Origin of the sequence: Rhizobium sp. NFR07 (assembly GCF_900111905.1) — a bacterium.
Taxonomy (GTDB): domain Bacteria; phylum Pseudomonadota; class Alphaproteobacteria; order Rhizobiales; family Rhizobiaceae; genus Neorhizobium.
The window spans coordinates 580,103-598,194 of the sequence record NZ_FOKM01000002.1 but is presented as its reverse complement, the minus strand read 5'-3'; the positions used below and the strand labels follow the sequence as shown (position 1 = coordinate 598,194).

Sequence of the window (18,092 nt, the reverse complement as noted above, 5' to 3'; positions counted from 1 at the left end):
AGCAAAACCAGCGAATTCGCGTTCAAGAGGAGAGCAGAATGCCGGGTGCCAGCGAAAGCAGAGCCGTCGACCTTAATATCAACGGCAAGCAGCGACGCTTCGATATCGACGACCCCAAGCTTCCGGACTGGATCGGCGACCGCGATCTCTCCTCAGGCGGCTATCCTTACGAGGACAAGCTGAAGAAGGACAAATACGAAAAGCAGCTGGAGGCCCTCCAGGTCGAGCTGGTGAAGATGCAGTTCTGGCTGCAGGCGAGCGGCAAGCGGCTGATGGCAATCTTCGAGGGCCGTGACGCCGCCGGCAAGGGCGGCACGATCTTCTCGATCCGCTCCTACCTCAATCCCCGCTCCGCCCATGTCATCGCGCTCACCAAGCCGACAGAACGCGAGGCGGGACAATGGTATTTCCAGCGTTATGCCTCGCATTTTCCGACCAAGGGCGAGATCGTGCTCTACGACCGCTCCTGGTACAACCGCGCCGTCGTCGAGCCGGTGATGGGCTTCTGCACACCAGCCCAATACGACGGCTTCATGAAGGCGACGCCGCGGTTCGAGAAGCTGATCGTCGAGGACGGCGTCCACTTCTTCAAGTTCTGGCTGGATATCGGCCAGGAAATGCAGCTGAAACGGTTTCACGACCGCAGGCATGATGAGCTGAAGATCTGGAAACTGTCGCCGATGGATATCGCCGCGCTGACGAAGTGGGACCAGTATACGGAAAAGCGTGACAGGATGCTGGAAGAGACCCATTCCAAGGACGCGCCCTGGGCGGTCGTGCTTGCCAACGACAAGCGTCGCGCGCATCTCAACGCCATCCGCCACATCCTGCTGTCGCTCGACTACGAGGGCAAGGACAAGGGCGTCATCGGCGAGATCGATGACAAGATTCTCGGCTTCGGGCCCAAGTTTCTGAAATGACCTCGGCCAGTCTTCCGGGACGTTGTATTATTGTCCCGGAAGAGCCCGGATCGAGTAGATGAAGACCGGCCGGTCAGCGCCCTGTATGCCGGTGTTGAAAACCAGGCGGCCAGGGGCATTTGGGGCAATGCTCCGATCGAACGTGACCCTGAAGAGCGCGTCGAGCTTTTCCTGCGTGGCAATGAAGCGATGCCGGGAGCATGTGCCGAGGCTGCCGAAATCACACCGGACGGAGATCTGCGACGGCTGATTGGTGGCCGACTGTATGGTCAGCGCAAGCGTCGAACTCTTGCCGGCGATCTCCCGCAGGATTTCCGCCGGAACTTCGACTGCGATATCACCGCCCGCACCAGGGGTGGCGGAGATGACCTTGAGCGCCTGCCCTTCCGAGCCGGTCGCGACCTCGGCCCGGGCCTGCGGCCCCGCCCGGAACGCCGTGCTCTCGTCGGGGTCAAATATATCCGCCCATTCCTCGGAAAAGCCGCCGCGCGAGGTAAGCGCCGAAGGGCCCTGCCCCGAGGACCGCAGGGCGGGCGGGCGGCGGGCGGATTCGATCGCATCATCGACGATCGACTGAACCATGCCCGATTGGTAGAAGATCCAGCAGCCGACGGCGACCACGCCGAGGGTGATCATCCATGTGATCAGATGGGAGAGGAAGCTGCGACGGCGGCGCGGCTTGGCAGCGCGCTCGGCCGGCATGTCGAGCGATGATTTCGCGCCGCGACGGGCCTTGCGCTCCCTGCCCTTGTTCTTGCCCGGCAGAGGAGCGGCCTCGGTCCTGCCCGGATCGGCACGCTCCGCGAGATGGGGCACATCGACACTGAAAGGAACCGGTTGCGCCTGCGCGGCCTGCGGCTCGGAGCGGGTAACGCCACCGAGCGAAGCGGCATCGGCGGCCGCAGGAGTTGCACCAGCCTGCCGGGGCGCATCGACCATCACAACGGGATCAGGAGCGACACCACGGTTGGGATGGAGGCCCGGGGCGGCGGCCTGAGGGGCATCCAGCGAAACATCCACGCTGGGTGCCTGATCGATTTTGGCCTGTCGCGGAGCCTCGATGTCAGCCTGCGGCCAGGCGGCTTCTCGCACTGGCGGCTGTGCCGACTGGGCCAGCTTGTCGATTTCCTCGTTCTCGATTTCGCTGATCTTGTCCTCGAGCCGCTTGCGCTGCTGCATGATCACCAGATTGTCGGTAACGCCCTGCTTGCGCAGCCCGGCATCCAGTGCCTGACGGGCAGACTGGTAGATGCGCGCACGCACCTGGCCGTCGCCCCGCTCCGAGCGATCCAACGCATTCCTGATGGCTGTCTCCAAGCCGCTCACTGCCGGTCCTTCCGGTTTCTCATGACTTTTCAGCGCGAATTAATTTCTCGGTAACGTCTCAATCGCCGAACTGCAAGCATTCGAAACCCGTCGTCCCGCGTTGAATTGGCCGAAATGTGGCCATCGCCCGAAGGTCGATCACTCCAAATAGCGCGACTTTCCACAGCCACAACGATCTGATATTCCATCTTACGTAAAGGTAATTCGGGAGGTTTCCTTCATGCTGCCAGCCGTTCTGAAGGACGGGTTGCGGTTGCCGGTCATCGGCTCACCGCTGTTCATCATTTCGCATCCGGAGCTGACGCTCGCCCAGTGCAAGGCGGGCGTGGTCGGCGCCTTTCCGGCGCTCAACGCGCGGCCGGAAAGCCAGCTGGACGAATGGCTGGCCGAGATCACCGAAGAGCTGGCGGCCCACAATGCGGCCCATCCAGAAAGGCAAGCAGCCCCCTTTGCCGTCAACCAGATTGTACACACGTCCAACCGCCGTCTCGAACACGACCTTATGATGTGCGTGAAATACAAGGTGCCGATCGTCATTTCCTCGCTCGGCGCCGTCGCGGAGGTCAACGATGCGATACATTCCTATGGCGGCATCGTGCTGCATGACGTGATCAACAATCGCCACGCCAACTCCGCCATCCGCAAGGGCGCGGATGGGCTGATCGCGGTGGCGACCGGCGCCGGCGGCCATGCCGGCACGCTTTCGCCTTTTGCGCTGGTGGAGGAAATCCGCGAATGGTTCGACGGGCCGTTGCTGCTCGCAGGCGCGATCGCGACGGGCGGCGGTATCCTGGCCGCACAGGCCATGGGTGCCGACATGGCTTATATCGGCACCCCATTCATCGCGACGCGTGAAGCGCGCGCCGCCGATGGCTACAAGGAGATGATTGTCGGTTCCAATGCGGCAGACATCGTCTATTCCAACTATTTCACCGGCGTACACGGCAACTACCTGAAGGGCTCGATCTCGGCCATGGGCATGGACCCCGACAAGCTGCCCGTCGCCGATCCGACGAAGATGGATTTCGACGCAGCCGTATCCGGCCCGAAGGCCTGGAAGGAAATATGGGGGGCGGGCCAAGGCGTCAGCGCGGTCAAGGCAGTCGGCACCGTGGAGGAGCTCGTTTCGCGCATGGAGCGGGAATATGCGCAGGCCCGGCAGCGGCTGGCTGTTTGAAGCCGCGCAGCGGGCTGCGCAGGAAAAACGAAAGCTTCTTTCAAATCCGGCTTGAAATCGCCATTCGTTGCCTGTATCAGCGCATCACTCGCAGCCGGCGCTTCGCCGCCGCTGCCGGGCCGCTTTAGCTCAGGTGGTAGAGCACATCATTCGTAATGATGGGGTCGCAGGTTCGAGTCCTGCAAGCGGCACCATTTCTTCCTTCATGCTTTGCATCTTGCGTTTCGGGCAACCGTCGCTGACCGGCTATGCGCTTCCGCTATCTCGATGCAGACGCCGAGCTCAATTCGCTGGTTTCAGTGCCGATCGTCATCATGTTGCCGCGCCAGTCGAAGGAGCCGCTGAGCCAGCTGCGGACCCATATTGCGGGGCCGAGTGTGTCGCGAGCGATCATGGCCGGCAGGGTCCAGGCGGAAAGCTGCCAGTTCTTGGCGAAGATCAGTGCGAGTTCCGGCAGATAGACGGCAGCAAAGACCGCGGCAGCCACCAAGCTGAAGGAAACATCCGTGGCCGAAGTCGCCGCTGCTGCAAGCGCTAGCGCGAGCGGCGGCAGGATGCCGAGCAGGATTTCCGGAGTAAAGAAGGCCGGGAAGGTGACGCGTCGAAGTCTTGCCCAGCGAGCTTGGCGCGACCAGATCTGGCCGAGCCTGCGCCGGCCGAGAGGCTGTTCGAACGGCGAGGCAACCAGATGCACGCGGCGGCCGAGGCGACGGACAAGCTTTGTCGCGGCAGCGTCTTCGGCGATCTCGGCACCGAGTGCTGCAATGCCACCCTCGGCGTCGAGCATGGGCTTGTACCACAGCATGCTCTTGCCTTGGGCAAAGCCGAGACCGAGCGCCTCGCCGACATATTGCCAGCGGGCCTGCTGGGCGTTGAGGAAGGCGCATTCCACCTCGGCCCAGAAGCCGTCGGGCTGCGAACCGAGCGGTGTCGAGCAGACCAAGCCGGTATTGGGCCGGCGGGCCGCCATCAGATGGGCGATGTAGTCGCGCGGCATCAACACGTTGGAATCGGCCAGCACGACCCAGTCGTGCCACGCCGCCTGCCAGCCCTTGACGCAATTGTTGAGCTTGGGATTGGCGCTGACGCGATCATCCCCGATCAGCAGCCGCGCCGAGACGGCGGAATGTCTTTCCATCGCCTCGCGGATCGCCGGGATGACCGGGTCCTTGGCGTCGGCGACGCAGAAGATCAGTTCATAGTCCGGCCATTCGAGGAGGAAGGCGCGCTCCAGCGTCAGCGGCGTAAAGTTTTCGATGCCGCAGGCCGGTATGACGAGCGAGACCGGTGGCCTTTCGGCAAGCTGCGGGGCGGCATGGCCGTTGCGCGACAGGCGCCCCATGGCGATGCCGATGCTGATGCCGTTGGCGAGGATGAGCGCGCATGCGGCAAGGGCGAGAATAAGCGACAACGACATCGGCAAACGTCCTTCCGCCTCGACGCAAAGATTGAGAATCGCTTGTACGTGGCGCGGCTCGTCGGGCTTGGCGAAGGAGGACACCATGCAGACGTGTCAGCCGCATGACAGACGGAAGACGGGCCAGATTCTTGCGGCCGCGACTTGGCCCGCGCCTAGTCCGAGACTAAGCTCCAGACCTCGTCGGCAATCGCAAGAGAGGCGGTAAGGCCCGGGGATTCAATGCCATAGAGCGCGACATAGCTTGGATGGCCGGTCTCTTCCGGTCCCTGGATGACAAAGTCGCCGCCACCGCCGCCATCCGGGCCGACAGTCTTCGGCCGGATGCCGGCATAGGCCGGCTGGAGCATATTGTCCTTCAGAAGCGGCCAATACCGGCGAATCGCTGCGTAGAACTTTTCAGCGCGCGCCAAGTCGACATCGTAGTCCGGCTGAACGGTCCATTCGACATCCGGGCCGAAACGCGCTTGGCCGGCAAAGTCGAGCGTCAGATGCACCCCAAGACCACCCTGTTCCGGCACCGGATAGATCAGCCGGCTGGCCGGCGACCTGCCCGAAAGCGAAAAATAGCTGCCCTTGGCAAGATGTCTCTGCGGTATCGTTGCTGGATCCAGGCCTTGCATGCCCATCGACACGGACCAGGCGCCGAGACCAGCCGCGTTGATGACGAGGCCAGCCTTGGCCCGAAAGGGATCGCTGCCGCCAACCGAGAGCAGAGCTCCCTCGGCACACAGTTCACCATCCAGGACAGCGGAATTGACCACGATCGTGCCGCCATGGGCTTCGATGTCAGTTTTGTAGGCCTCCATCAATCCGTGGCTGTCTATGATACCTGTCGAAGGCGAGAGCAGCGCCGCATGCCCTTCGATCTGCGGCTCCATGGACCGCAACTCGCTCGCATCGATCAGACGGCAATCGTCGACGCCGTTGGCGGAGGCCTGGACAAGCAGCTTTTCCAGATAGGCAACCTCTTGCGGGCTGGACGCGACCACGAGCTTGCCGCATTGTCGATGCGGCACATGACGCTCGCGGCAATAGGCGTACAGGTCCTGCTTGCCTTTGACGCACAGTTCGGCCTTGCGGCTGCCGGTCGGATAATAGAGTCCGGCATGGATGACCTCGCTGTTGCGCGATGACGAGATGCTTCCCGTCAGCGGTTCGCTCTCGAGCAGGACGACGTCCCGTCCGGCGATCGCCAGTCGGCGGGCAATCGCCAGGCCCACCACCCCGCCACCGACCACCACGCAGTCGAGTTCAAGCAATTCATCCATGCAATCCCCGCATCCTCTGCACAGCGGCCGAAGACCCGATTGTGTTCACCAACACGGTCACAAATGCAAGGCGCTGCCGGATGGGGAGCCCGCCACGGGTTCATCGGCAGGATTGGAGGCGAGCGCACGACCTTTGCGGACATATTTTGAAATGCTTAAATAGAAAAATGTGAACTTAGGGAAACATTCAGGTCTTTACAGCAAGGTCAAATCCGCGACGATGAGGGCCGCTTCTTTGCAAGCTCCTGACACGCTGTCTTTACTGGGAAGGCTTTGTTTGATGACTGAACGTTTTACCGCTGCGGTTCGTGAGTTCATTTCAGAGAATTTTCTTTTTCGCGCCGATGCCGAGCTTGATAATGATCAATCCCTGCTCGAAAGCGGTGTCATCGATTCCACCGGCGTGCTCGAAGTCATCGCATTTCTGGAGCAGACTTACGGTATCTCGGTTGCCGACGAAGAAATCATTCCGGAAAATCTCGACAGCATCAACAACATGACGCGCTACCTGGCGGCGAAGCTGCCGGCCGCGTCCGCCTGAGCACGGCTCGGGGGATGCGCATTGAGGACCATCTTCGCGAGAGCGCCAGGCGCTTCGGCACGAAGACGGCGCTCATCATGGCAGAGGTGTCGCTGACCTATGGGGAGCTGGACGCCCTGTCGGACAGGTTTGCGGAAAACCTCGCCCTGCACGGCCTCGGTGAAGGCGACCGGCTGTTGATCGTGGCGGAAAACTCCGCCGAGATCGTGGTTTGCTTCTTTGGGGCCTGGAAAGCTGGTGCAGTGCCCTGCCCTCTCTATTCATCGATCAAGGCGGACAAGCTGCGCGCGATCGTCACCAGGACCGAACCGAAGGCGATCCTTGCCCAGGGACGCTTCGTGCCGGTGGTGGATGCGGCTCTCGGAGAGACAGATACGGCGATACGGAAAATCGCCTTCGGTGCGGCCACGATCAATGCCGAGCGCGGCTGGCTACGCTACGAGACGATCATCGCACCGGGCGAGGCACGCACGCAGCCGCCGCAGCACGATGATCAGGCTCTCGCCCTTCTCATCCACACATCGGGTTCGACCGGCACGCCGAAAGGCGTGATGCACACCCATGCCACCCTGCTTGCCGCCTGCGGCTCGATCGCCGGCTATCTGGGCAACACGTCCAGGGACGTGGTGCTGAGCGTGCTGCCGCTTTCCTTCGGTTATGGCATCACTCAGGTCATCACCATGGTGATGGTCGGCGGGACCGTGGTTCTGGAAAAGAGCTTCGCCTTCCCGCGCAAGATACTGGCCCGTCTGGTCGAAACACGGGCGACCGGTTTTCCGCTCGTGCCTGCCATGGCGGCGCTGATTGCCGGCATGCAGGACCTGCAGCCCGCCTTTCTGCCCGACCTGCGCTACATGACCAATGCCGCATCCGCCATGCCGCCGTCCGTCGCCCAGCGCCTGCGCGAACTGTTGTCGGAGACGCAGCTTTTCCTGATGTATGGCCAGACGGAATGTATCCGGGCGACCTATCTGCCGCCCGAGGAGGCCGATCGGCGGCCGTTTTCCGTCGGCAGGGCCATCCCCGGAACCCAGGCCTATGTGGTCGACGAGGCGGGCAATCCGGCGCCGCCCGGCGTGACCGGCGAACTGGTCATCGAGGGGCCTCATGTCATGATGGGCTATTGGCAGGACGAGGCGGCGACGCCGGAAAAAGTCACCCCCGTCGATGGCGGCCGGCGGTTGCAGACCGGCGACCTGTTTAAGACGGACGAGGACGGCTTTCTCTATTTCGTCAGTCGCCGCGACGACATCATCAAGACGCGCGGAGAAAAGGTTAGCCCGCAGGAAGTCGAGGCGGTTCTTTACGCCATGCCCGGCATCCGCGAGGCGGCGGTCGCCGGCGTCGACGATCCCGTCTTCGGCCAGCTGATCCGCGCCTATATTGCACTGGAACCATCGGCGGAGCTGACGGAGAAAGAAATCATCCGCTACTGCGCCCAGCACCTCGAAGATTACATGGTGCCGAAAAGCGTCGAATTCCGCGACGCGCTGCCGAAGACGAGCACCGGCAAGATCAGACTGACCGCCGAAACACCGGCTACCGAACCACCCGGCCCCGAAACCAAGGAAACCGTTGCATGACGAACGCTCCCGCCGCGAAGACCGAACCTTTTTCCGCCCGCGCGCTGGTCCTCGATGCCGAGGTCGAGATCGAACGGATCTGCGAATGGCTGCGCCTTACCGTGCTGAAGGACCTGCGCAAGCGCGGTGCCGTTCTCGGCCTTTCCGGCGGTATCGATTCCAGCGTCACCGCAGCGCTCTGCGCCCGCGCGCTCAGCACTGGCAAGGTCACCGGCGTGTTCATGCCGGAACATGACAGCGACCCGGACAGCCTCAGGCTAGGCAAGGCGCTGGCCGAAGCTGTCGGCGTCGAGACGGTGCTGGAGGATATCGGCCCTTCGCTCGCCGCGCAGGGATGTTATGCCCGCCGCGACGGTTTTATCCGCCAGGTCGTGCCGGAATTCGGCGAGGGATGGGGCTGCAAGGTGGTTCTGGAAGACGCGCTCTCCAACCGCGGCTACAATATTTCCTGGCTGGTCGTCGCCGATCCGGAAGGCAATCAGAGCCGTCACCGCATGCCGCTCGACGTCTATCTGGGCATGATCGCCGCCGCCAACATGAAGCAGCGGACCCGCAAGCAGATGGAATATTACCATGCCGACCGGCTGAACTTCGCGGTCGCCGGCACGCCGAACCGGCTGGAATACGACCAGGGCTTCTTCGTCAAGAACGGCGATGGTGCTGCCGACTTCAAGCCGATCGCGCATCTCTACAAGACCCAGGTCTATCAGCTGGCGGAAGCGCTCGGCGTGCCGGAGGAAATCCGCCGCCGCCCGCCGACCACCGACACGTGGTCGCTGCCGCAGGGCCAGGACGAATATTACTTCTCCCTGCCCTATGACCGGATGGATATCTGCCTTTATGCGCTGAACAACGGCATTTCCCGCGAGGAGACGGCCAAGGCCGTCGAGTTGACGACAGAGCAGGTGGATGCCGTGTGGCGCAACATCGCTTCGAAGCGGAAGGTCGCGGAATATCTACACGCCCAGCCAGTTGCGATGGCTGACTGAAGCAGAAGCCTCAGTCGAAGTCGTCGCCGATCAGGCGCGTCCAGTTCTCTCCGGCCAGGCCGCTGATCAGCCCCTGGCCGGCCTTGATGGGCTCGAGCAACGTCTTGTCCTTGGCGTGAGCGACGAAGAAGGCGCGGCCGTAGAACAAGGTCTTGCGGCTGATCAGTTCCGGTGTCAGCCAGGGATGGCCGGCGCCGCGGATCGCGACGCAGCCTGCCGCATCCGCATGGGAAAACAGGTCCTCAACCATCTCACCCGCAACATTCGGCGTGCAGAGCGCCTGCAGGAGCCAGCCGATGCCACCCGCGCGACCGTAATAGGCATAGCAGCCGACCAGTTCGCCGCTGCGGGATTCGGCAATGCGCCAGCAAGGATCGCCGAACTGCCGCTTGGCCTGGGCCTGATCCATGAACCAGTCCAACGTCGTACGATCCCATTGCGGGCGAAGAGGAAAACGATCGCTGAGTTTCAGCACGGCTTCGGCAAAGTCATCGCGCGAGGCGTCCCAGAAATTCACCCGTCCCGGGCCTGAAGCGGCCGGTGCGCGAAATGTCTTCATTCCCGCGCGCTCGACGATGCCGTCGGTCAGGGACGCAAGCGGGCGCATAAGCCGAGCCGCCTTCAATCCGCGCTCGGCGACCTGGATCGCGGTACCGGCCGGGCGAAGGATGCGGATCCAGTTGAGACTGTAGGCGATGTCGAGCGGCAGTGCGAGCTTCTGCCACATGCCGAGCGCGAGCGAATTCGCGGTTTCGGTGAGTGAGATATCCTGGGGGCCGGCGAGAAAGGAGCGCAGAAGCCTCGCGCCCGCAAGCGGGTTCTGCTCCGGGCGATCGACCATCATCGAGCCTGCAAAGGCCGCGCGGATCGGTCGCCCGTCGAGTTCCAGCCGCGACGGAAACACACCGATGAACCCTTCGATCTCGCCATCGGAATTGACGAAGACCTTCGAGCGGATCTCCTCGTCATACCAGGGATGATCGAAGAAGATCTCGCGGAAATAGCGGATCATGGACGGGCGGGCAGGCTCCGAACGGCGGAAGGTCTTCTGGAAGAGATGCACGACCGAGGGCAGATCCTCCGGCTCAAGATCGCGTACGCCGCCCGCCTTCTGCATCATGATCATCTGCCCTCCCGGCACTCATGCCGTCGGCAGACCGTGCCAGAAAGGACTTAATCAAACGAAAAGAGGCCCCGCGGGGCCTCTCTCGATCAGAGCGGAAATTCTACATCCAGTAGGGCGGGACGCCATAATAATCGTAGATCGTCCTGTCCTTGGCGCGGTACCAGCTCTCGTCCTCGAGATCCTGGTATTTTGGCGCGCCGGTGATCTGATCCTTGGTCAGATCGATGCGGTAGCCGTCGAGTTCATCGTCATAACGAAGCTTCTCCCACGGAAGCGGATAATAATCGTCGCCGATGCCGAGGAAGCCGCCGAAGCTCAACACTGCATAGGCGACACGACCGCCACGCTTTTCGAGCAGCACGCGCTCGATCGAGCCGATGCGCTTGCCATCTGCGCCATAGACAGCCGTACCAACCACCTTGTCGCTGGCGATCAGCGACGGGGTGTCTTTGACATAGGGATCCTGTCCCGCACGCGGTTCCTGATGCAACATGACGCACCTCCTTTGGGTTAGCCGTTTAGTCACACAGTAAAAACTCTTCGCGGCGGTGATCGTTCCCACGCATGAGATTGACGTTTACGTTAAGGTTATATAACGCATCATTGATACAGTCGCCTTTTCGGCGACCTGTGGATGACTTACACTGCGGCCATGGTGGAGGGGAGGACTTCGCCACGGCATTGCGGTACATGCGTGTGAGCAAGGAGGAGAGCGCTCTCATGAAGGAAACGGCGGCGAAAGCCATGAGCCCGACGAAGATCTGGCTTGCATCCTACCCCCCCGGCGTTCCGGAGACCATCCCGCCGCTGGCCCATCTGTCGCTTGGCCAGCTGTTTGAGGAAAGCTGCGCGCGCTATGCCGACCGCCCCGCCTTCACCAGCATGGGCAAGAGCCTGAGCTTCCGGGAGCTGGAGGCAGAGAGCCGCAAGATCGCTTCATGGCTTCAGGCCCAGGGACTTGCGAAAGGCGATCGGGTGGCGGTGATGCTGCCGAACATCCTGCAGAATCCCGTGATCGTCTATGGCATTCTTCGCGCAGGCTTTGTCGTCGTCAACGTCAACCCGCTCTACACGCCGCGCGAGCTGGAATACCAGCTCAGGGATTCCGGTGCGAAAGTGCTGTTCGTCCTGGAAAATTTTGCGCATACCGCGCAGCAGGCGCTGCCCGCGACCGACGTTAAAAAAGTAGTCGTGGCAACCATGGGCGATATGCTTGGTCTCAAGGGCCATATCGTCAATTTGGTCGTCCGCAGGGTCAAGAAGCTCGTGCCGGCATGGTCGTTGCCCTCTGCCAAAAGCTTCCGTCAGGTGGTTTCGGAAGGTGCGCGTCTTTCGCTTGCCACTCCCGATGTCAAACCTGACGACATCGCCTTCCTGCAATATACCGGAGGCACTACGGGCATCTCGAAGGGAGCGATGCTGACCCATGCCAACCTTCTGTCCAACAAGGAGCAGATGGGAACCTGGCTCGAGACCGCATTCCTGACCAAGCCCAAGCCGGAGCAGCTGCAGTTTCTCTGCGCGCTGCCGCTCTATCATATCTTCGCCTTGACGGTGAATTCCCTGATGGGTGTTGCGACCGGCAGCAATAACGTCCTGATCGCCAATCCGCGTGACATCCCCGCCTTCGTCAAGGACCTGCAGAAGCACAAGGTCCATATCTTCCCGGGGCTCAACACGCTGTTCAACGCTCTGATGAACAATGCCGACTTCCAGAAGCTGGACCACTCGTCGCTGCTCCTGGTCTTCGGCGGTGGCATGTCGGTGCAGCGGCCGGTCGCCGAACGCTGGCTTGCGATGACAGGCTGCCCGCTCACGGAAGGCTACGGGTTGTCGGAGACATCTCCGGTCGCTTCCGCCAACCGGCTGGATACGACGGAGTTTTCCGGCATGATCGGCCTGCCGTTGTCATCCACCGAGATCGCGATCCGCGACGATGACGGGCGCGACCTCGACCAGGGCGATGTTGGAGAGATCTGCATCCGTGGCCCGCAGGTGATGGCCGGCTACTGGAAACGCCCGGACGAGACGGCCAAGGTAATGACACCGGACGGTTTCTTCCGGACCGGCGACATGGGCTACATGGACCGGCAGGGTTATACCAAGATCGTCGACCGCAAGAAGGACATGATCCTCGTTTCCGGCTTCAACGTCTATCCGAACGAGGTGGAGGAAGTGGCGGCGATGCATCCGGGCGTGCTTGAATGCGCCGCGGTCGGCGTGGCCGACCAGCATTCCGGCGAGGCGGTGAAGCTGTTTGTGGTGAAGAAGGACCCGACGCTGACCGAGGCAGAGCTCAAGGCGCATTGCATCGCCAACCTGACCAACTACAAGCGCCCCCGCTTCATCGAGTTTCGCGAACAATTGCCGAAATCGAATGTCGGCAAGATCCTGCGACGCGAGCTGCGGTAAGCAAGGCGCGGCGTTGCATCGGGGCGACAGGTGCGAACCAAGCACGGCTGATCCTCATCTCAAGCCGACTTTAGCGGTGGACGTCACCGCCGGGCTCCGTTAGCGCTTCTGACGGGGCCGGGAAAAGTTGTTGGAGTTCGCTTGCAAGACCGTGCCGGATTTTCGTTTCGCATGATCGCTGTCACCATGCTGCTGGGCGCGCTTTCGAGTTGCGCCGGAAGGCCTGAAGGCGTGCTGATCCCGACCGCTTCGGCATCCGCTCCGGGCGCATCCACGGTGGATGTACTGGTCGCCACGACACGCAAGTCGACGGAGACGCCGGGCGTGCTGTTTTCCGGTGAGCGCGGCAAGGAACCCACGGTCACCGAGATCAAGGTATCGATCCCGCCCGACAGCGCCCGCGAAGTCGGGCAGGTACAGTGGCCCAAAAAGCTTCCCGCCAATCCTGCCAAGGAATTCGCCACGCTTTCCGTGACGCCGCGCACGCCGGAAAGCTCGCGCAGCTGGCTGAGGGAGAACCTACCCAAGAGCCGGCGGGTGATGGTGTTCGTCCACGGGTTCAACAACCGCTATGAAGATGCGGTCTACCGGTTTGCCCAGCTAGTTCACGATTCCAAGGCAGATGCGGCGCCGGTGCTTTTTACCTGGCCGTCGCGCGGCAGCGTCTTTGCCTATAATTACGACAAGGAAAGCACCAACTATTCGCGCGACGCCCTGGAAACCATGCTGCATCGGTTGGCAAAGGACCCAGCCGTCGGCGAGGTGACGATCATGGCGCATTCGATGGGATCGTGGCTGACCGTCGAGGCTTTGCGCCAGATGGCGATCCGCGACGGGCGCGTCGCACCGAAAATCAGCAACGTCATTCTCGCCTCTCCTGACCTCGATGTAGACGTATTCGGCCGCCAGATGGCGGAGCTCGGCAAAAACCGACCGCATTTCACGCTTTTCGTCTCGCAGGACGACCGGGCACTCAGCCTGTCGCGGCGTATCTCCGGCAATATCGACCGCCTTGGACAGGTCAACCCGACGGTCGAGCCCTATCGCAGCGAGTTCGAGAAGGCGGGCATCGTCGTGCTCGATCTCACCAAGCTGCAGGGCGGGGACCGCCTAAACCACGGCAAATTCGCCGAAAGCCCGGAAGTGGTGAAGCTGATCGGCAACCGGCTGATCGCCGGGCAGACGGTGACCGACAGCGATGTCGGCATCGGCGAGCGACTGGGTGCCGTGGCGCTCGGCACGGCACAGACCGTGGGCGGGGCGGCAAGCGTGGCCGTCAGCGCGCCGATCGCGATCTTCGACCCGACGACCCGGCGCAACTATAATGAACAGGTCGGGCGGCTGGGTCAGGCGATCGGCAACACGGCCGAAACGGCAGTCGGACAGTAAGGCGAACAATTGGCTGCGGCATTACGCAAAAGACGCATGGCCAGCGCTTGATTTGAACAAGAAAGCGAATAGGTTTCCGTTCATCATTCCGCAGAATGCGAGGAAATCATGCAGACCATCGTCCAACAGCTCAAGGCCACCGCAGACGCAACCAAGGCGACGGATATCCGTGACGCTTTCGCCAAGGATGGAAGCCGCTTCGAGAAGTTCACCGCCCGCTTCGATGATCTCACGATGGATTATTCGAAAACCGCGGTGAACGAAGAAATCCTCGCATTGCTGGAAAAGCTGGCTGATGCCGGCGGCGTGGCAAAGAAGCGCGAGGAGATGTTCTCGGGCGTCGCCATCAATTTCACCGAGGACCGCGCGGTGCTGCACACGGCGCTGCGCAACCGTTCCAACACTCCGGTGCTCGTCGACGGCAAGGATGTCATGCCGGACGTCAACGCGGTTCTGGCCGCGATGGGCAAGTTTGCCGACGGCATCCGCTCCGGCAGCCTCAAAGGCGCGACGGGCAAGAAGATCACCGATGTCGTCAATATCGGCATCGGCGGTTCGGACCTCGGCCCGGTCATGGCGACGCTGGCGCTCGCCCCCTTCCATGACGGCCCCCGCGCTCACTTCGTCTCCAATGTCGACGGCGCCCATATTGCCGACACGCTGAAGACGCTCGACGCCGAAACGACCCTCTTCATCATTGCGTCGAAGACCTTTACGACGATCGAGACGATGACCAATGCGGCTTCCGCCCGCAGGTTCATCGCCGACAAGCTGGGCGATGCGGCCGTGCAGCATCACTTCTGTGCTGTTTCCACCGCGCTCGACAAGGTCGCCGCCTTCGGCATCGATGCCGAACGCGTCTTCGGCTTCTGGGACTGGGTCGGTGGTCGCTATTCGATCTGGTCGGCGATCGGCCTGCCGCTGATGATCGCCGTCGGACCACAGAATTTCGGATACTTCCTCGACGGCGCCCATGCCATGGACAACCATTTCCGCGAGGCGCCGGTCCGTGAAAACCTGCCGATGCTGCTCGGCCTGATCGGTTTTTACCATCGCAACGTGCTGGGCTATCCGACCCGCGCCATCCTGCCCTATGACCAGCGTCTGCTGCGCTTCCCGGCCTATCTGCAGCAGCTCGACATGGAATCGAACGGCAAGGGCGTGACGATCGACGGTACGCCGGTCGAGGGCAATTCCGGACCGGTCGTATGGGGCGAGCCCGGCACCAACGGCCAGCACGCCTTCTACCAGCTGATCCACCAAGGCACGAGCATTATCCCGGCCGAGTTCATGATCGCGGCCAACGGTTTCGAGCCGGAGCTTCGCCACCAGCACGATCTGCTGATCGCCAATTGCCTGGCGCAATCGGAGGCGCTGATGAAGGGCCGTACCTTCGAAGAGGCCAAGGCCCAGCTCACCTCCAAGGGCATGGACGACAAGAAGGCGGACTTCATCGCGCCGCATCGCGTGTTCACCGGCAACCGCCCGTCGATCACCTTCGTGCATGACAAGCTGACGCCATTCGCCTTCGGCCGCCTCGTGGCACTCTACGAACACCGCGTCTTCGTCGAGGGCGTTCTCTTCCGCATCAACTCCTTCGACCAGTGGGGCGTGGAGCTCGGCAAGGAACTCGCCACCGGCCTGCTGCCGGTGGTCGAAGGCAAGGAAAGCGCCGAAGGCCATGACTCGTCGACGCAGGGTCTGGTGAAGACGCTGGCTGGGCTGAAGAAGTAGGCGAGAAGACAGAAATACAAAAAAGGCCTCGCCGATAGAACCCGGCGGGGCCTTTTTGATTATTGAAGAAGCTCTCTGACCTTGCCGCGAATGAAGGCTTCGAAAGACGGAGCGATCGTTCTGACGCTCATGTCCGTGGAATCGATTTCAACGACGGACCAGGATGCCGGATCGAACGCCTGCGACCAGCCCTGAAAATCATCACCGAACAGTAGCAGGTCGGAAAACTCCGGAGGCGTGTCGTCAAAGATCTCGCCCGGGGTGAGCAGACCGCCGTAAAGCATGTAGTGATCATCGCCGACGGCTCCTGCTCCGAGGTCTTGCAGGAAGACGACATAATCGGCAGGAATGCCTTCGAACTGCTTTTCCAGCGCAGCCAGATGTTCGGCCGAAACCGGCGTTAGCTTTTCCATAATACTGGCAGTTCGTGCATCCTGCAGAAGGTCGCCGTACAGTGCCATCACGCCACGCTCGTCAGGCTTACAGCCCTATCTCGTTTGCGAACGGCGGATTGGCCCCTGCCCTCGACACCGTGACCGCAGCGGCCTTGGCGCCCAGCGCCAGCGCCTTGGCTATCTGGTCTTCGGTCAGGCTCGCCACCTGCGCCTTGGTCAGCAGGTTCTGCATCTTAAGCGATGCCAAGATGCCGGCATCAAAGGTGTCGCCGGCGCCGACCGTATCGACCACCGTTACCTTCTCGCTCGGCACCGTCACCTTCTGGCTCGCCGTATAACCGACCGCGCCTTCGGCACCGCGGGTAACGACGACCAGTTTTGCGCCGTGATGCAGCCAGTGGCGGGCGAGCGTATCCTCGTCGCCTTCAAGGCCGAACCAGGCGAGATCCTCATCGGAGAATTTAACGATATCCGACATTGCGGCCATGCGGCGGATGCGGGCGAGATGGGATGCCTTGTCCTTGATGAAACCCGGACGGATGTTCGGGTCGAGCGAGATCACACGCTTCTCATGCTCGCGCACCATCAGTGCCTCGTAGGTCGAGCCGCAGGGCTCGGGAATCAGGCTGATCGCTCCGAAATGCAAAGCTTCGCAATCGTCGCCGAGTGCAGGCAGGTCCGCCTCTGTGATCATCCGGCCGGCCGTGCCTTCGTCATAGAAGGCATAGGTCGCGTGGCCATCGACGAGCTTGACGAAGGCGATAGTGCAAGGACGGGAAGCGAGCGCGCAGTAGCTGAAGTCGACATTGCTCTTGCGCAGCGTGTCGCGCAGGATATCGCCCATCATGTCGTCGGCGAGACCGGTGAAGAAGCCGGTCTCGATGCCCAGGCGGCCGAGTGCGATCGCCGTGTTGAACACCGCGCCGCCGGCATAGGGTGCAAAGCCGCCCTCGCCGAGCGTCGTCTCGCGCGGAAGCATGTCGATAAGGGCTTCGCCGCAGCACAGGATCATGGATTTCCTCCCAAGGAATTTTGCCTGTTTTGAACAGGAATAAGCGAGCTTTTGTCCGTTGACCAGAGCAAAAGCTCGCCTTTGCTTATCGCTTATTTCGGCAGTTCGCTGATGCCGCCATTGCGGGACGACCATGCAAGCGGCGCGTCGAGGAAGGATTCGACTTCCGACAGGGTCTTTTCGTCGAACAGCTTCTGGTCGCGGGCGACGGAAAGCACGTTGCGCCAGGTGGCGATGTGGTGGAACTGCACCTTGCCATCTGCAAAGCGCAGTGCGCCTTCATCGAAGATGCCGTAATAGAACAGCGCCATGCCATGATCGACGATGCCGCCGGCGGCGCGGATCGCGTCGATGAACGTGAACATCGAGCCGCCGGCCGTCGTCAGGTCTTCGATGACCAGTACGCGCGAACCTTCCGGCATGTTGCCCTCGATCTGCGCATTGCGGCCATGACCCTTCGGCTGCTTGCGGACATAGATCATCGGCAGAGAAAGGCGATCGGCCAGAAGGGCGGCAAAGGGAATACCTGCGGTCTCGCCGCCGGCGATGCAATCGAACTTTTCGAAGCCAGCGTCGCGCAGCAGGGTCGAGGCGGCAAAATCCATGATCGTCGACCGGACGCGCGGATAGGAAAGAAGCTTGCGGCAGTCGATATAGACCGGGCTCATCATGCCGGAGGCAAACTTGTAGTGCTTATCGGCATTGAAATGCACCGCACCGATTTCCCACAGCATCTTGGCCATCAGTTCGGCCATTACGTTACGGTCTGGAAATGTGGTCTGGATCATGCGCCCGCTCCT

General features: G+C 61.8%; 16 protein-coding genes and 1 tRNA gene. 9 read left to right on the top strand and 8 right to left on the bottom strand.

All coding sequences use genetic code 11. The features are described from left to right. The first annotated feature begins 38 nt into the window (after nucleotides 1-38). Nucleotides 39-920 carry a polyphosphate kinase 2 gene (ppk2, locus tag BM216_RS06530; protein ID WP_092996732.1) on the top strand — a complete coding sequence of 294 codons (882 nt, stop codon included), beginning with the start codon at nucleotides 39-41 and terminating at the stop codon, nucleotides 918-920. A gap of 27 nt (nucleotides 921-947) precedes the next feature. On the opposite strand, the gene BM216_RS06525 is transcribed toward ppk2, so the two are convergent. Beyond that, the gene (locus tag BM216_RS06525; protein ID WP_143102735.1) at nucleotides 948-2,246 is read right to left on the bottom strand and encodes a hypothetical protein; all 1,299 of its coding nucleotides are present in this window, start codon (nucleotides 2,244-2,246) and stop codon (nucleotides 948-950) included. 220 nt (nucleotides 2,247-2,466) lie between these two features. On the opposite strand from BM216_RS06525, the gene BM216_RS06520 reads away from it, so the two are divergent. Both BM216_RS06520 and BM216_RS06515 read left to right on the top strand, forming a co-directional pair. Then, nucleotides 2,467-3,423, top strand: a complete 957-nt coding sequence (locus tag BM216_RS06520) for an NAD(P)H-dependent flavin oxidoreductase (protein ID WP_092996725.1) — start codon at nucleotides 2,467-2,469, stop codon at nucleotides 3,421-3,423. A gap of 118 nt (nucleotides 3,424-3,541) precedes the next feature. Beyond that, nucleotides 3,542-3,617, top strand: a tRNA-Thr gene (locus BM216_RS06515). A 65-nt stretch (nucleotides 3,618-3,682) separates the two neighbouring features. Here BM216_RS06515 and BM216_RS06510 read toward each other — a convergent pair. After that, entirely contained in the window at nucleotides 3,683-4,840 is a 1,158-nt protein-coding gene (locus BM216_RS06510; RefSeq protein WP_092997014.1) for a ceramide glucosyltransferase, read from the bottom strand. Nucleotides 4,841-4,995: 155 nt separating this feature from the next. Continuing rightward, complete coding sequence (locus tag BM216_RS06505) at nucleotides 4,996-6,111, bottom strand: NAD(P)/FAD-dependent oxidoreductase (RefSeq protein ID WP_092996722.1); 1,116 nt, start codon at nucleotides 6,109-6,111, stop codon at nucleotides 4,996-4,998. A gap of 169 nt (nucleotides 6,112-6,280) precedes the next feature. Between BM216_RS06505 and BM216_RS06500 the strand changes: the two genes are divergently transcribed. From BM216_RS06500 to nadE, 3 genes are read left to right on the top strand one after another with little or no spacing between them, the layout of a single operon-like run. Beyond that, nucleotides 6,281-6,652: an acyl carrier protein gene (locus BM216_RS06500; protein ID WP_244530091.1), complete on the top strand. Its 372-nt coding sequence runs from the start codon at nucleotides 6,281-6,283 to the stop codon at nucleotides 6,650-6,652. A 14-nt stretch (nucleotides 6,653-6,666) separates the two neighbouring features. After that, nucleotides 6,667-8,235 (top strand): class I adenylate-forming enzyme family protein, encoded by a 1,569-nt coding sequence (locus BM216_RS06495; protein ID WP_092996716.1) that lies wholly within the window; start codon nucleotides 6,667-6,669, stop codon nucleotides 8,233-8,235. Continuing rightward, complete coding sequence (gene nadE, locus BM216_RS06490) at nucleotides 8,232-9,224, top strand: NAD(+) synthase (RefSeq protein ID WP_092996713.1); 993 nt, start codon at nucleotides 8,232-8,234, stop codon at nucleotides 9,222-9,224. The genes BM216_RS06495 and nadE overlap by 4 nt, the downstream gene beginning before the upstream one ends. 10 nt (nucleotides 9,225-9,234) lie before the next feature. Here nadE and BM216_RS06485 read toward each other — a convergent pair whose 3' ends face one another. Further along, complete coding sequence (locus BM216_RS06485) at nucleotides 9,235-10,350, bottom strand: GNAT family N-acetyltransferase (RefSeq protein WP_092996710.1); 1,116 nt, start codon at nucleotides 10,348-10,350, stop codon at nucleotides 9,235-9,237. Nucleotides 10,351-10,450: 100 nt separating this feature from the next. Then, nucleotides 10,451-10,843 (bottom strand): PRC-barrel domain-containing protein, encoded by a 393-nt coding sequence (locus BM216_RS06480; RefSeq protein ID WP_092996708.1) that lies wholly within the window; start codon nucleotides 10,841-10,843, stop codon nucleotides 10,451-10,453. Nucleotides 10,844-11,070: 227 nt separating this feature from the next. On the opposite strand from BM216_RS06480, the gene BM216_RS06475 reads away from it, so the two are divergent. From BM216_RS06475 to pgi, 3 genes are all read left to right on the top strand, one after another. Continuing rightward, nucleotides 11,071-12,762, top strand: a complete 1,692-nt coding sequence (locus tag BM216_RS06475) for a long-chain fatty acid--CoA ligase (protein WP_092997011.1) — start codon at nucleotides 11,071-11,073, stop codon at nucleotides 12,760-12,762. 171 nt (nucleotides 12,763-12,933) lie between these two features. After that, on the top strand, nucleotides 12,934-14,151 hold the full coding sequence (locus BM216_RS06470) for an alpha/beta hydrolase (RefSeq protein ID WP_092997008.1): 1,218 nt from the start codon (nucleotides 12,934-12,936) through the stop codon (nucleotides 14,149-14,151). A gap of 108 nt (nucleotides 14,152-14,259) precedes the next feature. Then, nucleotides 14,260-15,885 (top strand): glucose-6-phosphate isomerase, encoded by a 1,626-nt coding sequence (gene pgi, locus BM216_RS06465; RefSeq protein ID WP_092996705.1) that lies wholly within the window; start codon nucleotides 14,260-14,262, stop codon nucleotides 15,883-15,885. Between the two features lie 59 nt (nucleotides 15,886-15,944). Here the strand turns inward: pgi and BM216_RS06460 are convergent, their stop codons facing one another. From BM216_RS06460 to BM216_RS06450, 3 genes are all read right to left on the bottom strand, one after another. Then, a complete protein-coding gene (locus BM216_RS06460; RefSeq protein WP_092996702.1) occupies nucleotides 15,945-16,346 on the bottom strand; it encodes an SMI1/KNR4 family protein in 402 nt (133 codons plus the stop codon). Between the two features lie 19 nt (nucleotides 16,347-16,365). Beyond that, nucleotides 16,366-17,292, bottom strand: a complete 927-nt coding sequence (locus BM216_RS06455) for a carbohydrate kinase family protein (protein ID WP_092996699.1) — start codon at nucleotides 17,290-17,292, stop codon at nucleotides 16,366-16,368. 92 nt (nucleotides 17,293-17,384) lie between these two features. Further along, nucleotides 17,385-18,080, bottom strand: a complete 696-nt coding sequence (locus BM216_RS06450; protein ID WP_092996696.1) for an orotate phosphoribosyltransferase — start codon at nucleotides 18,078-18,080, stop codon at nucleotides 17,385-17,387. Nucleotides 18,081-18,092 lie beyond the last annotated feature (12 nt).